We start from the raw sequence: 15,895 nt of genomic DNA, 5'->3' as shown, positions 1-15,895 counted from the left end.
CACGTCCGGAAGCCCGGATAGTGTGACTGGCATGGTGAATGTGGCGAACTCGGCAGACCAGGCGACCTCAGCAGCCCCGGCGACCTCGGGAGACACCGCGGTCCCGACAGCGGACATCGGCGTCATCGGCGGCTCCGGCTTCTACTCCTTCCTGGAGGACGTGACCGAGGTCGCGGTGGACACCCCGTACGGGAAGCCGAGCGACTCCCTCTTCCTCGGTGAGATCGCCGGGCGCCGGGTGGCGTTCCTCCCCCGGCACGGGCGCGGTCATCACCTGCCCCCGCACCTCATCAACTACCGGGCGAATCTCTGGGCGTTGCGGTCCGTGGGCGTACGGCAGGTGCTCGGCCCGTGCGCGGTGGGCGGGCTGCGGCCGGAGTACGGGCCGGGGACGCTGCTCGTACCGGACCAGATGGTGGACCGTACGAAGGCACGCACGCAGACGTACTACGACGGTCAGCCGCTGCCGGACGGCACCGTCCCGAACGTGGTGCATGTGTCGCTCGCCGACCCCTACTGCCCGGCGGGCCGCAAGGCAGCCCTCGCCGCGGCGCGCGGGCAGGAGTGGGAACCGGTGGACGGCGGGACGCTGGTCGTCATCGAGGGGCCGCGTTTCTCGACCAGGGCCGAGTCGCGCTGGCATGCGGCCATGGGCTGGTCCGTGGTGGGCATGACCGGGCACCCCGAGGCGGTCCTCGCCCGCGAACTGGGGCTCTGCTACACGTCGATGACGCTGGTCACGGACCTGGACGCGGGGGCCGAGGCGGGAGAGGGCGTCTCCCACGACGAAGTACTGACGGTCTTCGCCGCCAATGTGGACCGACTGCGCACGGTGCTCTTCGACGCGGTGGCCGGGCTGCCGCCTGAGCAGTCGAAGGCGTGCCACTGTGCGCGGGCACTGGACGGAGTCGACCCGGGGATCAAGCTGCCCTGAGGTGCCGAGGGTGGGTGTGGTGTGCGTGGGGCTGGGGTTGTTGGGGCTAAGGGTGCTGGGGCTGAGGTGCTGAGGCTGACGTGTTGGGGCTGAGGTGCTGAGGCTGACGTGTTGGGGCTGACGTGTTGGGGCTGAGGCTGACGTGTTGGGGGCGGCGCGGGTGAGCGGGTTGTCCACAACTCGGGAGTAATCCACAGCTCTCAGCGGGATGCAGCGGGACGTTGGATCGTGGGAGGAGTTCGCCCCAGACTCCTCTCACCCGGCGGTGGTTGCCATGATCCCCATGCCCGTACCGGTCGTATCCGCGCCCGAGCCGCGCGGAGTGCCGCTGTTCGCCCCGCTCCGGGTGCGTCCGGGACGGTACCGCTTGCGGCGCGCTCTGGGCCGGTGGCGCCGGGCGGTGGTCGCGGGCCTGGTTCTCGCGGCTGCCGCACTGGCCGCCTGGGCACCACGCGATGCCGGGGGCGCAGAACCCCCGGGCGGAGTCAGAGCCGGCATGAGGACGGCGCCCCGGGCCGGTGCCACTTCGGACGGGGCGGCAGCCGCGCGGGCCCGCGCGCCGGGCACCCGTCCGGGCTCGGGCCCCGCCGCTCCGGTGTCCGCGCGGGTTTCCGCGCCGGTACGGATTGCTGACGCGGCCACCGTACGGCTGCTGGCCCCGGGGGACCACGTCGATGTCATCGCGGTCGGTGACGCCTCGGCGGATGCCGCATCAACCGATGGCTCTTCGACGTCGGCAGGGTCCGGTACGCCGACGGACGCCCGGGCGGCGCGGGTGGTTGCGGCGGGGGTCCGGGTGTCCGATGTGCCGGATCCGGGCGCCACGGGTGACGCCTCCCCCGACGCCGGAGCGCTCGTCGTCCTCGCCGTGACCCGCTCGACGGCGACCGCGTTGGCAGGCGCCGGGGCCACGTCGAAACTGGCGGTGACCCTGTGCTGAAACCGATGCCGAATACTGAGCCGGATCCTGAGCCGAAGACCGACCCGGAACCCGAACCGAATAGTACTGATGCGCAGTCATCTCCCCTGTGGGAGTGGGGGAATTGGACAGCTTCGTGGCGCAGCGCCTTAGGTGGCGGAGCGGAGTGTTCCGCCACCGGCGCCCACGGAGAAGGATCGCTTGATGAGCAAAGAGAACCCCACCCTGCTGGAAGGCTTCAAGGCCTTCCTGATGCGGGGGAACGTCATCGACCTCGCTGTCGCCGTCGTGATCGGCGCCGCGTTCACGGCCGTGGTGAATTCCGTCGTGAAGGGCGTGATCAGTCCACTGGTCGGCGCCTTCGGCACCTCGCAGCTGGACTCGTACAAGTCCTGCTTCAAGGCCCCCTGCGCCGTCAACGCCTCCGGCGACGTGACCAGCGGTATCTACATCCTGTGGGGATCGGTGCTCAACGCGGTCCTGACCTTCGTCATCACCGCGGCCGTCGTCTACTTCCTGATGGTGCTGCCGATGGCCAAGTACCTCGCCCGCAAGGCCGCCAAGGAGCAGACGATGGAGGAGGAGACCGTCGAGGCGGAGGTCGCCGAGGTGGCGCTGCTGCGGGAGATCAGGGACACCCTGGTCGCCCAGCGCGGATCCGGTCAGGGCTCCTGACGCCAGAGGCTGGCGCGGGGCCAGGGCCAGGGCCAGGGGCTGATCAGATGTGGTGCGGCGGCTTCTCGTCAAGGAAGCGGGCCAGGTCCGACGCGCTGCTCCCCGAGGAGGTCTGCTCACCCCAGCCGTGGTCCGTGTCGTCCGAGGACTGGTGGTCGAGCGGATCGTCGAAGACCAGCTTGGACACCGGCTTCGGCTTGGACACCGGCTTGGACGTGGGCTTCGGCCCGGACTCCGGCGGCGTCGCGCCGGAAGAGGTCGCGGGGTCGCGGTCCTCGTCGTCACGGGGGCCGGGGCCGGAAGCGGGCGCAGTGCTCATACGGCAAGGGTACGGCGCCCGGCCACCGTGCGGCTCCGTCCGCCCCCAGCCCCCGGCCAACGACACCCGGCCCCGTACAAGAGAGAGGGAGAGAGACAGGGACAGGGCACAAGAGGGCAAGGGCGCCGCATCGCGGGCAGCAGTGGTCCCATGGGGGGTATGACCGCAGCAGGCACCCCGTCAGAGCGCGATGTGGACGCGACCCACGCTCCCGGATCGCACAGCCCGGCCGCGCACGGCACACCCGCGCAGGCCCCCACCGACCCGGACTCGTCCACCGACCCGGCCTCGCCCACCGGCCGAACCCCCACCACCGGCATTGACCCGCCCACCGGCACCGCCTCACCCACGAACGTCGGCTCGCTCACGCACACGGACATGAACATGGACACGGACACGGACTCGCTCACCGACGTGGACGGGCTCCGGGTCGGACACGCACGGGTTCCCGGTGAGCGGGCGCTGAGTGGCACCACTGTCGTCCTGGCCCCGCCGGGCGGGGCGGTCGCCGCCGTGGATGTGCGCGGCGGTGGTCCCGGCACCCGGGAGACGGACGCCCTCGATCCGCGCAACCTGGTGCAGCGCGTGGACGCCGTCGTCCTGACCGGCGGCAGCGCGTACGGGCTGGACTCCGCATCCGGCGTGATGGCCTGGCTGGAGGAACAGGGCCGCGGCTTCCAGGTCGGGCCCGACCCCGCTCAGGTCGTCCCGGTCGTCCCCGCCGCCTGCATCTTCGATCTGGGCCGCGGCGGCGACTGGCGGGCCAGGCCGGACGCCTCGACCGGGGTCGCGGCCGTGGAAGCCGCGGCGGACTCGGCGCCGGGTACACCGGTCGAACAGGGCAGCGTCGGCGCCGGTACGGGCGCGGTGGCCGGCGGGCTCAAGGGCGGCGTCGGCTCGGCGAGCATCAGGCTCGCCTCCGGCGTCACCGTGGGCGCCCTCGCCGTGGTCAACGCGGTGGGCTCACCGGTCGATCCACTGACGGGCGTGCTCTACGGCGAGTACGGCCGGGGCAGGCCCGAGTACCCCGCCACCACCGTCCACGAGGAGGCACAGCGCCAGCTCGCTCTGGCGCGCGAGCGCAATGCGCGCCCCCCACTGAACACCACCATCGCCGTGGTGGCCACCGACGCCGAACTCACCCGCGCCCAGGCGCAGAAGCTGGCGGGCACGTCGCACGACGGCCTCGCGCGTGCCGTACGGCCCGTCCATCTCCTGCACGACGGCGACACCGTCTTCGCACTTGCCACCGGCACGGCACACCGCCCCGACCTGAGCGTCCTCAACGAGGTGCTGGCCGCGGGGGCCGATGCACTGAGCCGGGCCGTGGTGCGGGCCGTCCGGGCGGCGGAGTCGGTGGAGGGGCCCGGCGGTTGGTTCCCGGCCCACCGTGACCTGTACGGGACGGGGGCGGGAACCGATCCGGACTGACACAGCATCTACTGACTTGCCGGACAAGTGAGTTGGCGGGGCGCCCGGGAACTTTTCGCACGCCCCCATCGTTTTGCCGAACGAAGGCCACGTTGTCAGACCCAGGGACTACGTTGAGTTCCAACCTCATGACTTGCCGCGACGGCCTGGAGAGACCTTGAGCCATTCGCATGAGACGACCGAGGAGCACCTCGCGCGACTCCTCGGCCGCGCACTGAACGCTTTCGAGCTGTCCGACACCACCGTCGACCGACTCGGCTCCGCGCTGGCGCACAGCTCGGCGCTGCACTCCTCGCACCACAGCTCGGGCGCCGGGCTGCACCGCGAGACGTACCGGCACACGTTCCTCATCGCCGACGGCACCGACCTGACGCTGTGGGAGCTGGTGTACGAGACGGGTACGGGTACGGGCCCGCAGTACGAGCTGTATCCGGGCGAGGCGGAGGCCAGACTCGCCGTGACCCGGATCCGCGGGGCGGATGCCGCCGCGATGTTCCCGGACGACGACCCGGAGGACGATCTCGGGCTCCTCACCGCGCTTCAGTCGGCGCCCCCGCCCGCCGTGGCCAGGACGTATGCGGCCGACCGGTCGGCCGACCACGCCCGCCGGGTGCTGCGCCGCGCGGAGAACCCGGACTGCCCCGGTGAGGACGTCGCCCGGCTGCTGCGCTCCGCGTTCGCCCACCAGATCAGCCAGGCCCTCGGCAGCCAGTGCCGATTCGAGAGCGTCGGCCCCGCGGCCTTCACCCTCTACGAGCACGCCTTTCTGCTGCTCGACGGCCAGGAGATCAGCCTCTGGGAGGTCGAGCACACGGCGACGCCGGACGGGCGCCATATGTGCGAGGTGTACGCGTCACAGAGCGAGGCCCGCACAGCGATGGAGCTCCGCGCCCGCGTACGCTGAGCCGCGCCGCGCCGCGCCGCGCCGCAACAGCCCCTGCTCACCGCAGGGTTGGCGCCCCGCAGGGCTCAGCCCCCCCCAGCCATGCCACTGAAAAGGCCCGCCACGGAACAGGCCCCGCACAGCAAGGCCCATCACCACAGCACCGGCACCGCAACGGCCCCAGCCCTTCGGCCGTCCTCGGCAGCCCCAGGGCAGCCCCTCGGCGCCCCTCCCGCGCCTCCGCGCCTGCTTGCGCCCGGCAGCTCACTCCGCCCCGGCCCCCGGCCGGTTCCCCACTCCCGCCGCGCGGCCCAGTCGGGCCCCCAGCTCCGCCACGTACTCCACCAGCTCGGGCGGGTGGTGCACGGTGAACTCCGCGTCCACCACCGCGAGCCGCAGCCCCAGCCACTCCAGCGAGTCCGCCACCGGCGCCCGGAGTCGGCAGCGCCGCTCGCCCAGCACCTCGGGCGTGCCCATCCCGTTCGGCAGCCGGGCCGCCACGAACTCCGCCGGGGCCTCGAAGGTGACATCGAGATCCACCGAAGGCTGGCGCCGCGACAGGGACCGGCTGACGAACTCCGCCGCGTCACTCACAGGGAGTTCTCGCGGGACGAACCGCGCCCCGGTAGCGAAGGGTTCACTCACCCGGTCGACCCGGAACGTACGCCAGCCCTCGCGGTCGATGTCGTACGCCACGAGATACCAGCGGCGCCCGGTGGAGACCAGCCGGTACGGCTCGACCAGGCGCTTCGTCTCCGTACCGTTCCCGGCGCGGTAGCCGAAGCGCAGCCGCTCGGACCCGGTTGCGGCCCCCGCGATCACCGTCAGCGTGCCCGGGTCGACCGTCGCCCCGTCACCGCTGGTCAGCGGGATCGTCGCGGCCTGGAGCGTGGCGACCCGGTGGCGCAGCCTGGACGGCAGGACCTGTTCCAGCTTGGCCAGGGCCCGTACGGAGGCCTCCTCGATGCCCTCGACCGCGTGCCCGGCCCCGGCGCGCAGCCCGACCGCGATGGCCACCGCCTCTTCGTCGTCGAGGACCAGCGGGGGCATGGCCTTGCCCGCCACCAGCCGGTATCCGCCCTCGGCCCCCATCGTGGCCTGGACGGGATAGCCGAGGTCCCGCAGCCGGTCGATGTCGCGCCGGATCGTGCGCCTGCTGACGTCGAGGCGCTCGGCCAGCTCCCCACCGGGCCATTCGCGCGGAGTCTGGAGCAGCGAGAGAAGGTGCAGCAGCCGTACCGGAGTGTCCGTCATGGCAGTCAGGATGCCCGGGAAGTGGGACACAGGTTGTCCTATATGCCAGCTACCTTCCCCGCATGACCTCAACACCCCAGCCCACCGCGCGGGATGCGCAGAATGCGCCGGACGTGCGGGACGACCCGCAGACGGCACAGGCGGCTGCACAAGGAGCCGCGCAGGCCGCCGCGCAGGCCGCGCTCCGGGCGGACCGCCGCAGATGGTTCGCGCTGGCCATCGTGATGACCGCGGCCTTCATGGACCTTGTCGACGTCACGATCGTCAACATCGCGATCCCGTCCATCCAGAAGGACACCGGCGCCTCGTTCAGCCAGATCCAGTGGATCACCGCCGGTTACGCACTCGCCTTCGCCGCCGGGCTGATCACGGGTGGCCGGCTCGGCGACATCCACGGCCGCAAGAGGCTCTTCCTCATCGGGATAGGCGGCTTCACGCTGGCCTCCGCACTGTGCGGCTTCGCGGCCAGCCCCGAGATGCTGGTCGCCTCCCGCATCCTGCAGGGTGCGATGGCGGCGCTGATGGTGCCCCAGGTGCTCTCGATCGTGCACGCCACCTTCCCCGCCGAGGAGCGCGGCAAGGTCTTCGGGCTGTTCGGCGCGATCGTCGGCCTGGGCGCGGTCTCCGGCCCGCTGCTCGGCGCGCTGCTCACCGAGTGGAACATCGCCGGTCTGGAGTGGCGCCCGATCTTCCTGATCAACCTGCCGGTCGGGCTGATCGGGCTGTTGCTCGGCCACAGGTTCATCACCGAGTCCAAGGCTCCGAAGGCCCTACGGCTGGACATCGTCGGTGTGCTGCTCGTGGTGGCGGGTCTGCTGATGCTGCTCTACCCGCTGACGCGCGGCCGTGAGCTGGGCTGGCCGGTCTGGGGTTACGTCTCGATGGCGGGCAGCGTCGTCGTCTTCGGCGGGCTGGTCGCGTACGAGCGGCTGAAGGCGCGGAAGGACGGTTCGCCGCTGGTCGAGCTGGAGCTGTTCAAGGTGAAGAGCTTCGCGGCCGGCATCGCCGTGCAGGCCACGTTCGGTGTGGCGCTGGGCATCTTCTTCCTGGTCTGGACGCTGTACATGCAGATCGGCCTCGGCTGGAGCGCGCTGCGGGCCGGGACCACGGGGATCCCGTTCTCGGTCGCGGTCTCGGCGGCGGCCGGTATCTCCGTACAGAAACTGGTACCGCGCTTCGGCCGCAAGGTGCTCCAGACGGGAGCCCTGCTGATGACGGCCGGGCTGCTGCTCTACGTCTGGGAGGCGGACCGGTACGGGACGGCCATCGCGTCCTGGCAGATGGCGCTGCCGCTGGTGGTCATGGGGGTCGGTATGGGACTGATCGTCGCGCCGCTGACGGACGCGGTGCTCGCGGACGTTCCGAAGGAGCACGCCGGGTCGGCCTCCGGGCTGATCAACACCGTGCAGCAGATGGGCAATGCGCTGGGGCTCGGCCTGGTGTCCGTGGTGTTCTTCGGGTCGATCAGCGACCGGCCGGCACCGAGCGCGACCGGCCTCGCGTTCGTCCACGCGTTCATGGACTCGCTGTGGTGGGTCGCGGGGGTGCTCGGCGTGATCTTCCTGCTGATGTTCGCCCTGCCGAAGCGGGCACCCGGAGGCGGCGGGACGGATGCGTCCCCGACCGGCAGCGGGACGGACGCAGACGCGGACGGGTCACTCCGGGAACCGGCGCTCACCGTCTGAGCGGATATCACCGCCGACATCACCGGCGAGCCGACATCACGGATGCCCCGGCCCGACATCACCGCTGAGCAGGAGTGCCCAGCCGGGCAGAAGTCAGCGGAGCTGAGCCGCGATCGTCGGCTGAGCAGGAACCACCCCTCCGCTCAAGCAGTCGCCGGACGGCGCCGCGGTCGGCGCCGTCCGGCGGTCGGGGACGGAGGCGGCACGAGGGCCGCGAGGGGACGTCGGGCTTTCGCTCTGGCAGCTCACGCCGCCGCGTCGAAGCCCACGTCGTCGGCCATCTTCTTCAGTTCGAGCAGCGCGTGCTTCTCGATCTGGCGGATCCGCTCGCGCGTCAGACCGTGCTCCTTGCCGACCTCGGTCAGCGTCCGCTCCCGGCCGTCGTCGATACCGAAGCGCATCTTGATGATCGAGGCGGTGCGGTGATCGAGCCTGCCGATCAGCTCGTCGAGCTCCTCACTGCGCAGCAGCGTCATCACCGACTGCTCGGGCGACACCGCCGACGTGTCCTCCAGGAGGTCCCCGAACTGGGTCTCGCCCTGGTCGTCGACCGGCATGTTCAGGCTGACCGGGTCACGGGCCCAGTCCAGCACGTCGCTCACCCGGGCCGGCTTGGTGTCCAGCTCGGCGGCGATCTCCTCGTGCTCCGGGTCGCGGCCGTGCTCCCGGTTGAACTCACGCTGGACACGGCGGATCCGGCCCAGCTCCTCCACCAGGTGGACAGGGAGCCGGATGGTGCGCGACTGGTCCGCTATGGACCGGGTGATGGCCTGCCGGATCCACCAGGTCGCATACGTGGAGAACTTGAAGCCCTTGGCGTAGTCGAACTTCTCGACCGCGCGCACCAGACCCGCGTTGCCCTCCTGGATGAGGTCGAGCAGCGGCAGACCGGCTCGCGGATAGCGGCGGGCGACAGCGACGACCAGCCGGAGGTTGGACCGGATGAAGACGTCCTTGGCGCGCTCCCCGGCGGCGATCAGCGCATCCAGCTCTTCACGCGAGGCCCCGCCCGCCTCACTCTGCACGGAACCGTCGAGGATCTGCTGGGCGTACACCCCGGCCTCGATGGTCTGGGACAGCTCAACCTCCTTTTCGGCGTCGAGCAGCGGCGTACGTGCGATTTCGTCGAGGTACATGCCGACCAGGTCGCGGTCGGCGATCTCCCCGCCTACGGCGCGAACGCTGCTTGCCCGGTCGGATCGACGGGCGACGGCACGGGTTGCCATGCGTGCTCCCTAACGTGAGTAACGTGATGAGGTCGCGAATCAGTGGCTTGGTGTGGTGCGGAACACCCTCTCCGGTGTCCTGCATCTGATGGAAACAACGACTGGAATCCGGACAGAATTCCCATGACCCGCTCTGTTTTTAGTGATCATGCAGTACCCTGTCCGGCCACCAAGGGAGAGCAGATGTCTGCGCAGCGTACGGAAGTGCAGGTCAGGCCGGGCAAGGAGGCGGATCTCCAGGCCCTCACCGACCTCTACAACCACTACGTCCGTGAGACTGCGATCACATTCGACACGAATGTCTTCACCGCCGAGGAGCGCCGTCCGTGGCTGCTCTCCCACCCTGAAGACGGCCCGCACCGGCTGCTGGTTGCGCAGGAGGTACCGTCTGCCCGGATTCTGGGATATGCAACCAGCAGCTCGTTCCGGCCGAAGGCCGCGTACGCCACTTCCGTCGAGGTGACCGTCTACTGCGCCCCCGGTGTGGCGGGGCGCGGGATCGGCACGATGCTCTACAAGGCGCTGTTCGAGGCGCTGGGTGACGAGGACGTGCACCGGGCGTACGCCGGTATCACCCTGCCCAACGAGGCATCGGCCGCCCTGCACGCCCGCTTCGGCTTCACGCCGGTGGGCACGTACCGCGAGGTGGGCCGGAAGTTCGGCGCGTACCACGATGTCGCCTGGTACGAGAAGGAGCTCGGCGCGCAGGGCCTGAACGGACGGGGCCTTGACGGGGAGGCCGTCGGCGGGAAGCGCCTCACCGGGCAGGAGCCCGGCGGGAGGTAGCCCGGCAGTGCCCTACCGCCTACCCGAACTGCACCGATCGCTTCGCCAGCCCCATCCAGAAGCCGTCGATCACATCGCGCCGGTCCTCCAGCCCGTCCCCGGCCGCCCCCAGCGTCACGAACAGCGGCGCGAAGTGCTCGGTACGCGGGTGGGCGAGCCGCCCGGACGGGGACTTGTGCTCGAAGTCGAGCAGTGCGTCGATGTCCCGTGCCTCCAGCGCCTCCCGCCCCCAGGCGTCGAACTCCTCGGACCAGCCGGGGATGCCCCCGTGGCGCAGCGCGGCCAGATTGTGCGTGAAGAAACCGCTGCCGACGATCAGCACGCCTTCGTCCCGCAGCGGGGCGAGCCTGCGCCCGACGTCCATCAGCTTCCGTGGATCGAGGGTCGGCAGGGAGATCTGGAGTACCGGGATGTCGGCCTCCGGGAACATCTCGACCAGCGGGACGTACGCACCGTGGTCGAGCCCCCGGTCCGGGACGTCCTGGACCGGGTGACCGGCGCCGCGCAGCAGTTTCCGTACGCTCTCGGCCAGCAGGGGCGCACCGGGAGCTCCGTACCGCACCTGGTAGTAGTGCTCGGGGAAGCCCCAGAAGTCGTACACGAGGGGGATGGTCTCGGTCGCGCCGAGCGCCAGCGGGGCGTCCTCCCAGTGTGCGGAGACCATCAGGATGGCCTTGGGGCGCGGCAGACCGGCGGCCCAGGCGGCGAGCTGGCCCGGCCAGACCGGATCGTCGGCGAGCGGGGGCGCGCCATGGGAGAGATAGAGGGCGGGCATGCGTTCGGGGGCGATGGCGGGCATGGGCGACAACTCCATTACTTGAAGTCTCAAGCGCTACTCAGATCAGACCTTAGTCATATCTAGTTTAATATTCAAGAAAGAGTCGTACAGTGGAGCACATGACCTCGGCACCGCCCCCTGACGAACCGCGCTGGCTCAGCGACGATGAGCAGCGCATCTGGCGCGCATACCTCCACGCCACCACGCTCCTGGAGGACCATCTCGACCGCCAGCTGCAGCGGGACGCCGGGATGCCGCACATCTACTACGGGCTGCTCGTGAAGCTCTCGCAGGCGCCCCGGCGGCGGATGCGGATGACCCAGCTGGCGATGGACGCGAAGATCACCCGTTCCCGGCTCTCGCACGCGATAGCACGGCTGGAGCGGAACGGCTGGGTGCACCGTGAGGACTGCCCGTCCGACAAGCGCGGCCAGAACGCGGTCCTGACTCCCGCCGGTATGAAGGTGCTGGAGCGGACCGCGCCCGGTCATGTCGAGGCCGTACGGCAGGCGCTGTTCGACCGGCTCTCCCCCGAACAGGTCGGCCAGCTCGGCGAGATCATGCGTGTGATGGCCGAGGGGCTGCAACCCGAGGATCAGGACGCGGATCTGCCCTGGCTCCGCTGACGCCTCCACTGCTGGGACGTCCCTGCGGAACCAGGGCAGGCCTTCCGTACCGGGTCGCGTGCACGTACCCGTGAGCCGGCTCGGCTCAGTGCTTCGACACGTCAGCGCTTCGACACGTCAGTGCGTCAGCGCTTCGGTGCGTCAGCGCTTCGGTGCGTCAGTGCGCGATCACCGGGATCTGCACCTCGTCCTCGACCGCGTCGGAGTCCCTGGAACCGGAACCCCCCGACGCTGCCGGAGTGACCGAGGGACGACCGGCGTTGATGAGCGTCAGCGCGATCACCGAGGCGACGGCCAGGATGCCGACCGCCACCCAGATCGCGTTCGTGTAGCCGTGCACCAGCGCCTGGGCCTGCACCAGCTTCGGGTTGCCGCCGGCCGCCGCGTGTCCCACGAGGTACGCGGTGGTGGCGGAGGCGGCGATCGTGTTCAGCAGCGCCGTACCGATCGCGCCACCCACCTGCTGCGAGGTGTTCACCATCGCCGACGCGACACCCGCGTCACGCGGTGCGATGCCGTGCGTGGCGAGCGACATGGCGGGCATGAACGCCGTACCCATGCCGAGGCCCAGCAGGACCATGCCCGGCAGGATCACCGAGGCGTACGAGGAACCGACCTCGATGCGGGTCAGCAGCAGCATGCCGACGGCCGCGACGGCGAAGCCGGGACCCATCAGGAACCGGGCGGGCACCCGGGTCATCAGGCGGGCGCCGATCTGCGTGGAGCCCGTGATCATGGCGGCGACCATCGGCAGGAAGGCGAAGCCGGTCCTGACCGAGGAGTAGCCCTGCACGACCTGGAGGTAGTACGTCAGGAAGAGGAAGAGGCCGAACATCCCGATGATGGCCAGGCCGAGCGAGGCGTAGATGCCACCGCGGTTGCGGTCGGCGACCACGCGCAGCGGGAGCAGCGGGGCCTTGACCTTCGACTCGACGGCGACGAACGCTCCGAGCAGGACGACGGTGGCGACGAACATGCCGATCGTGACCGGGTCGGACCAGCCGTCGGACGCGGCGCGCGTGAAGCCGTACACGAGGGCCACCAGGCCCGTCGTGGAGAGCAGGACACCGGGGATGTCCAGCGGCGAACGGTTGCGGCCGCCCGCGGGCTCACGGATCACGAAGTACGCGCCGAGTGCGGCGACGGCAGCGAACGGGATGTTGACGAAGAACGTCCAGCGCCAGTCCAGGTACTCGGTGAGGAATCCGCCGAGCAGCAGGCCCACGGCGCCACCACCACCGGCGATGGCCCCGAAGATGCCGAACGCCTTGGCGCGCTCCTTGGCATCGGTGAAGGTCACGGCGAGCAGCGACAGCGCGGCCGGTGCGAGCAGCGCGCCGAAGACGCCCTGCGCGGCACGGGAGGTGAGCAGCATCGCCTCGTTGGCCGCGGCGCCGCCGACGGCGGACGCGGCGGCGAAGCCGAGCAGCCCGATGACGAAGGCGCGCTTGCGGCCCCACAGGTCGCCGATGCGGCCACCGAAGAGGAGGAGGCCGCCGAAGGCGAGGGCGTAGGCCGTGATGACCCACTGCTTGTTGGCGTCCGAGATGCCCAGGTCGACCTGGGCGTGCGGCAGCGCGATGTTCACGATCGTCGCGTCGAGCACCACCATCAGCTGCGCAAGGGCGATGAAGACGAGCGCTTTCCAGCGGTTGGGGTCAGGGACTGATATGTCGGGAGTTTTCAGCATGGCTGTTGACATGGCGAGAGCCACCTAAGGGTGCGGAGAGGTCAGAACGGAAGTCGAGAGGGTCCCGGGCAGGAGTGGAGAAGAGATCCTGAGCAGGAAGTTGAGACGTCGCACTCCGGAGCGCACTTCGGGTGTGCGTTTCACGGGTGTGCGTTTCACGGGTGAGCGTTTCGCGGGTGAGCGCTTCAGGCGCGTACGCGGGCGTGGGGCATCGAGGTCAGGCGTGCAATTCGGGCGTCCTGTTCAGGCGTCGTGATCAAACGTCGAGATCGAGCATCGAGTTCAAGCGGTGCGTTCAGGCTTTGCGGTGTTCAGGCTTTGCGGTGTTCAGGCTTCGGTGTGTTCAAGCGTGGGGCCCGTGCATTACGGCTGCGTCACGACGGCCGGCGCAGGTCTTCAAGAGTCGCCGGTGACCCAGGAAGTACCGTCCGCGCCGAGGCGTGAAGCCCGTCGAGGAACAGCTGTAGATGACGGTGGACGAAACGGTCGAGACCCAGGCAGCCCGTGCCGGGCAGTGGGCGGGTGAGCTGGGAGAGGGCGACGAAGAGATCCCCGACGGCGACGTCGGAGCGCAGTTGGCCTTCCTCGCGTGCACGGCCCATGAGGTCCTCCACGGACTCCTCGAGCCGGTCGCGCGCCGCCATGATCTCCGGGTCCGCGCGGTCGAAGCCGTCGGAGAGCATCGGGCACAGCGCACCGATCTTCTCGTCGGCCGCTGCGTGCACAAAACGTCGGAGAGCGGCGAAACTGTCGGGCTCTTCGGCGATGGCCGCCTCCACCTGGTCCGCGACGCGGGCCATGACGGAGAGAACCACATGCCGGAAGAGTTCGACCCGGTCGGGGAAGTGGCGGTAGAGCGTGGCGTTGCCGACGCCGGCCCGGCGGGCGATCTCGTCGAGCGGCACATCCGGCCCGTACTCCACGAAGATCTCACGCGCGGCCGATACGATCCGCTCCCGGTTGCGCAGGGCGTCGGCCCTGGTGCGCGGCCGGACGGCGGTGGCGGTTTCCACGGCGCTTCCCTTCCCTTTCCCGATTCCGGTTCCGGTTCCCCGGACAGTTCCGGTTCCCGGACAGTTCTGATTCTCGTAACCGGGGAGCATCTCCCCGCTTCGCTGTGACACCGGTTCAAACGGGGAAACGGTCCCCGGTTATTTCCCCCACTCCGCGTGACCTGCATCACGTCTGAAGTGCCCCGGAATGTCCACGAACGGCCCACCCAGCGCGCGCCTCCGCCGCACCCGACACAGGGTGATCGAACGAGTGCAGCTCGGAACCGTCGGCTGCCGCGGCCCGAAGGCGAAGGCATGCATCAGACCCGCCCCAGGTCGAGCGGCAGCCCCTCCGGCCGTTCACGGGCCCCCCGCTCCCGGATACGTTCCCCCCGCCGCCCGCTGGCCGTCGTCACCCTGGCCGCGCTCGCACTGGCCGCGCTGACGTCGGGCAGCACCACCCTGATACAGAAGACCCCGCCGGGCGGTCCTGCTTCCACCACCGGCCGGCTCTCCGTACGCGCCGACCACGCCGGGTCCGCCGTATCGCTCGGCCCGTGCCGGATCGGCGGCGCACTGGGCGTCCAGATGTCCGAGGGGCTGCCGACCGCCCCGGGCTACACCCGCTCGACCGGCTCGATCCACGCCCTCACCCTCATGATCGACTTCCCGGACGCGCAGGGGTCCGAGCCCGCGATGAAGCGGTACGGCGAGTTCTTCCCGCAGACCTCCACCTGGTACCGCACCAGCTCCTACGGCCGGCTCGCCTACCACCCCGAGGCCCCCGTCAGGCGCTGGCTGCGGATGCCGTCACCGTTCAGCTCGTACGGAATACAGCGGGGCTCCCCCTACCAGCCGGGCTACCGGCGGCTCGCCCAGGACATCGTGAAGGCCGCCGACCGCCAGGTGGATTTCCGCAAGTACGACCTGATCAATGTGCTGGCCACCCCGAACGCCGGCCCCTCGGCCCTGAACACCGTGCTCTCGGTGACGTTCTCCGGCAATGACGAGGCGCCCGTCGCGGACGGCGTGAAGCTCTCCAACATGTCGTTCATCTACAGCCGCCAGGACGACGGGTCAGGTTCGTACAGCCACACCGGCTACCGCGTCCTGCCGCACGAGAACGGCCACACCTTCGGCCTCCCCGACCTCTACACCTCCAGCGGCGGCGGCTCGGTCGGGCACTGGGACATCATGTCCGAGGACTGGGGGGCCAACAACGACATGCTGGGCTGGCACAAGTGGAAGCTCGGCTGGCTGGACGACAACCAGGTCAGCTGCGCGTCGACTCCCGGCACCCACGAGGCGACGCTCTCCCCGCTGGCCACCCGCGGCGGCCCCAAACTGGCGGTCATCCCGATGTCCGAGTCCGCCGCCTACGTGGTCGAGGTCAGGACCCGGGCGGGCAACGACGACGCGGTGTGCCGCCCCGGTGTGCTCGTCTACCGCGTCGACGGCGACGTCGACACCGGCCAGGGCCCGATCTCCGTCAGGGACAGCACCCCGGACAGCGGCGGCTGCACCCTGCACGCCAATGTGCAGGCCGAACTGTCCGACGCCCCGTACGCGGTGGGCCAGACCTTCACCGACGCGGCCCACGGGATCATCATCAACATCACCGGCAAGGACAAGTCCGGCGACTACCGGGTGCGCATCACCCGCTCCTGACGTCCCGGCCGGCCGGCCCCGTACCTGCC

The 15,895-nt window shown here is 70.2% G+C and carries 15 protein-coding genes; 9 read left to right on the top strand and 6 right to left on the bottom strand.

The window, feature by feature from the left end:
- The first annotated feature begins 31 nt into the window (after positions 1-31).
- From OG285_RS20920 to mscL, 3 genes are all read left to right on the top strand, one after another.
- On the top strand, positions 32-934 hold the full coding sequence (locus OG285_RS20920; protein ID WP_371791861.1) for an S-methyl-5'-thioadenosine phosphorylase: 903 nt from the start codon (positions 32-34) through the stop codon (positions 932-934).
- 274 nt (positions 935-1,208) lie between these two features.
- The gene (locus OG285_RS20915; protein ID WP_371791860.1) at positions 1,209-1,874 is read left to right on the top strand and encodes an RcpC/CpaB family pilus assembly protein; all 666 of its coding nucleotides are present in this window, start codon (positions 1,209-1,211) and stop codon (positions 1,872-1,874) included.
- A 183-nt stretch (positions 1,875-2,057) separates the two neighbouring features.
- Positions 2,058-2,528: a large conductance mechanosensitive channel protein MscL gene (gene mscL / locus OG285_RS20910; protein WP_371791859.1), complete on the top strand. Its 471-nt coding sequence runs from the start codon at positions 2,058-2,060 to the stop codon at positions 2,526-2,528.
- A 43-nt stretch (positions 2,529-2,571) separates the two neighbouring features.
- Here mscL and OG285_RS20905 read toward each other — a convergent pair whose 3' ends face one another.
- A complete protein-coding gene (locus tag OG285_RS20905) occupies positions 2,572-2,847 on the bottom strand; it encodes a hypothetical protein (protein ID WP_371791858.1) in 276 nt (91 codons plus the stop codon).
- A gap of 384 nt (positions 2,848-3,231) precedes the next feature.
- Between OG285_RS20905 and OG285_RS20900 the strand changes: the two genes are divergently transcribed.
- Together OG285_RS20900 and OG285_RS20895 are read left to right on the top strand one after the other, a co-directional pair.
- Positions 3,232-4,278 carry a P1 family peptidase gene (locus tag OG285_RS20900; RefSeq protein WP_371793576.1) on the top strand — a complete coding sequence of 349 codons (1,047 nt, stop codon included), beginning with the start codon at positions 3,232-3,234 and terminating at the stop codon, positions 4,276-4,278.
- Between the two features lie 157 nt (positions 4,279-4,435).
- Positions 4,436-5,182, top strand: a complete 747-nt coding sequence (locus OG285_RS20895) for a DUF6227 family protein (RefSeq protein WP_371791857.1) — start codon at positions 4,436-4,438, stop codon at positions 5,180-5,182.
- 243 nt (positions 5,183-5,425) lie between these two features.
- Here the strand turns inward: OG285_RS20895 and OG285_RS20890 are convergent, their stop codons facing one another.
- The gene (locus OG285_RS20890; RefSeq protein WP_371791856.1) at positions 5,426-6,415 is read right to left on the bottom strand and encodes a helix-turn-helix transcriptional regulator; all 990 of its coding nucleotides are present in this window, start codon (positions 6,413-6,415) and stop codon (positions 5,426-5,428) included.
- 62 nt (positions 6,416-6,477) lie between these two features.
- Here OG285_RS20890 and OG285_RS20885 point away from each other — a divergent pair, with 62 nt between their 5' ends.
- The gene (locus OG285_RS20885) at positions 6,478-8,100 is read left to right on the top strand and encodes an MFS transporter (protein WP_371791855.1); all 1,623 of its coding nucleotides are present in this window, start codon (positions 6,478-6,480) and stop codon (positions 8,098-8,100) included.
- Positions 8,101-8,345: 245 nt separating this feature from the next.
- Here the strand turns inward: OG285_RS20885 and OG285_RS20880 are convergent, their stop codons facing one another.
- Positions 8,346-9,326, bottom strand: a complete 981-nt coding sequence (locus OG285_RS20880) for a sigma-70 family RNA polymerase sigma factor (protein ID WP_356828254.1) — start codon at positions 9,324-9,326, stop codon at positions 8,346-8,348.
- Positions 9,327-9,509: 183 nt separating this feature from the next.
- On the opposite strand from OG285_RS20880, the gene OG285_RS20875 reads away from it, so the two are divergent.
- Entirely contained in the window at positions 9,510-10,112 is a 603-nt protein-coding gene (locus tag OG285_RS20875; RefSeq protein ID WP_371791854.1) for an N-acetyltransferase family protein, read from the top strand.
- A 19-nt stretch (positions 10,113-10,131) separates the two neighbouring features.
- Here the strand turns inward: OG285_RS20875 and OG285_RS20870 are convergent, their stop codons facing one another.
- Entirely contained in the window at positions 10,132-10,911 is a 780-nt protein-coding gene (locus tag OG285_RS20870; RefSeq protein WP_356828250.1) for a class III extradiol ring-cleavage dioxygenase, read from the bottom strand.
- Positions 10,912-11,000: 89 nt separating this feature from the next.
- On the opposite strand from OG285_RS20870, the gene OG285_RS20865 reads away from it, so the two are divergent.
- Positions 11,001-11,516, top strand: a complete 516-nt coding sequence (locus OG285_RS20865; RefSeq protein ID WP_356828248.1) for a MarR family transcriptional regulator — start codon at positions 11,001-11,003, stop codon at positions 11,514-11,516.
- A 157-nt stretch (positions 11,517-11,673) separates the two neighbouring features.
- Here the strand turns inward: OG285_RS20865 and OG285_RS20860 are convergent, their stop codons facing one another.
- Positions 11,674-13,218: an MFS transporter gene (locus tag OG285_RS20860; protein WP_371791853.1), complete on the bottom strand. Its 1,545-nt coding sequence runs from the start codon at positions 13,216-13,218 to the stop codon at positions 11,674-11,676.
- Between the two features lie 362 nt (positions 13,219-13,580).
- On the bottom strand, positions 13,581-14,219 hold the full coding sequence (locus OG285_RS20855) for a TetR/AcrR family transcriptional regulator (RefSeq protein WP_356828244.1): 639 nt from the start codon (positions 14,217-14,219) through the stop codon (positions 13,581-13,583).
- Between the two features lie 294 nt (positions 14,220-14,513).
- Here OG285_RS20855 and OG285_RS20850 point away from each other — a divergent pair, with 294 nt between their 5' ends.
- Positions 14,514-15,866 (top strand): M6 family metalloprotease domain-containing protein, encoded by a 1,353-nt coding sequence (locus OG285_RS20850; RefSeq protein WP_371791852.1) that lies wholly within the window; start codon positions 14,514-14,516, stop codon positions 15,864-15,866.
- The last annotated feature ends 29 nt before the right edge of the window (positions 15,867-15,895 follow it).

It is taken from the genome of Streptomyces sp. NBC_01471 (assembly GCF_041438865.1).
Taxonomy (GTDB): domain Bacteria; phylum Actinomycetota; class Actinomycetes; order Streptomycetales; family Streptomycetaceae; genus Streptomyces.
Note: the sequence above shows the minus strand (reverse complement) of the source record. Positions and strands in the feature narration are given on the sequence as shown.

Bases quoted from the DNA above. Each gene is read 5' to 3' on its own strand.
- OG285_RS20860 (WP_371791853.1), bottom strand. From the start codon at position 13,218: ATGTCAACAGCCATGCTGAAAACTCCCGACATATCAGTCCCTGACCCC.
- OG285_RS20905 (WP_371791858.1), bottom strand. From the start codon at position 2,847: ATGAGCACTGCGCCCGCTTCCGGCCCCGGCCCCCGTGACGACGAGGAC.
- OG285_RS20915 (WP_371791860.1), top strand. From the start codon at position 1,209: ATGATCCCCATGCCCGTACCGGTCGTATCCGCGCCCGAGCCGCGCGGA.
- OG285_RS20850 (WP_371791852.1), top strand. From the start codon at position 14,514: ATGCATCAGACCCGCCCCAGGTCGAGCGGCAGCCCCTCCGGCCGTTCA.
- OG285_RS20875 (WP_371791854.1), top strand. From the start codon at position 9,510: ATGTCTGCGCAGCGTACGGAAGTGCAGGTCAGGCCGGGCAAGGAGGCG.
- OG285_RS20885 (WP_371791855.1), top strand. From the start codon at position 6,478: ATGACCTCAACACCCCAGCCCACCGCGCGGGATGCGCAGAATGCGCCG.
- OG285_RS20900 (WP_371793576.1), top strand. From the start codon at position 3,232: ATGGACACGGACACGGACTCGCTCACCGACGTGGACGGGCTCCGGGTC.
- OG285_RS20870 (WP_356828250.1), bottom strand. From the start codon at position 10,911: ATGCCCGCCATCGCCCCCGAACGCATGCCCGCCCTCTATCTCTCCCAT.
- OG285_RS20920 (WP_371791861.1), top strand. From the start codon at position 32: ATGGTGAATGTGGCGAACTCGGCAGACCAGGCGACCTCAGCAGCCCCG.
- mscL (WP_371791859.1), top strand. From the start codon at position 2,058: ATGAGCAAAGAGAACCCCACCCTGCTGGAAGGCTTCAAGGCCTTCCTG.
- OG285_RS20880 (WP_356828254.1), bottom strand. From the start codon at position 9,326: ATGGCAACCCGTGCCGTCGCCCGTCGATCCGACCGGGCAAGCAGCGTT.
- OG285_RS20890 (WP_371791856.1), bottom strand. From the start codon at position 6,415: ATGACGGACACTCCGGTACGGCTGCTGCACCTTCTCTCGCTGCTCCAG.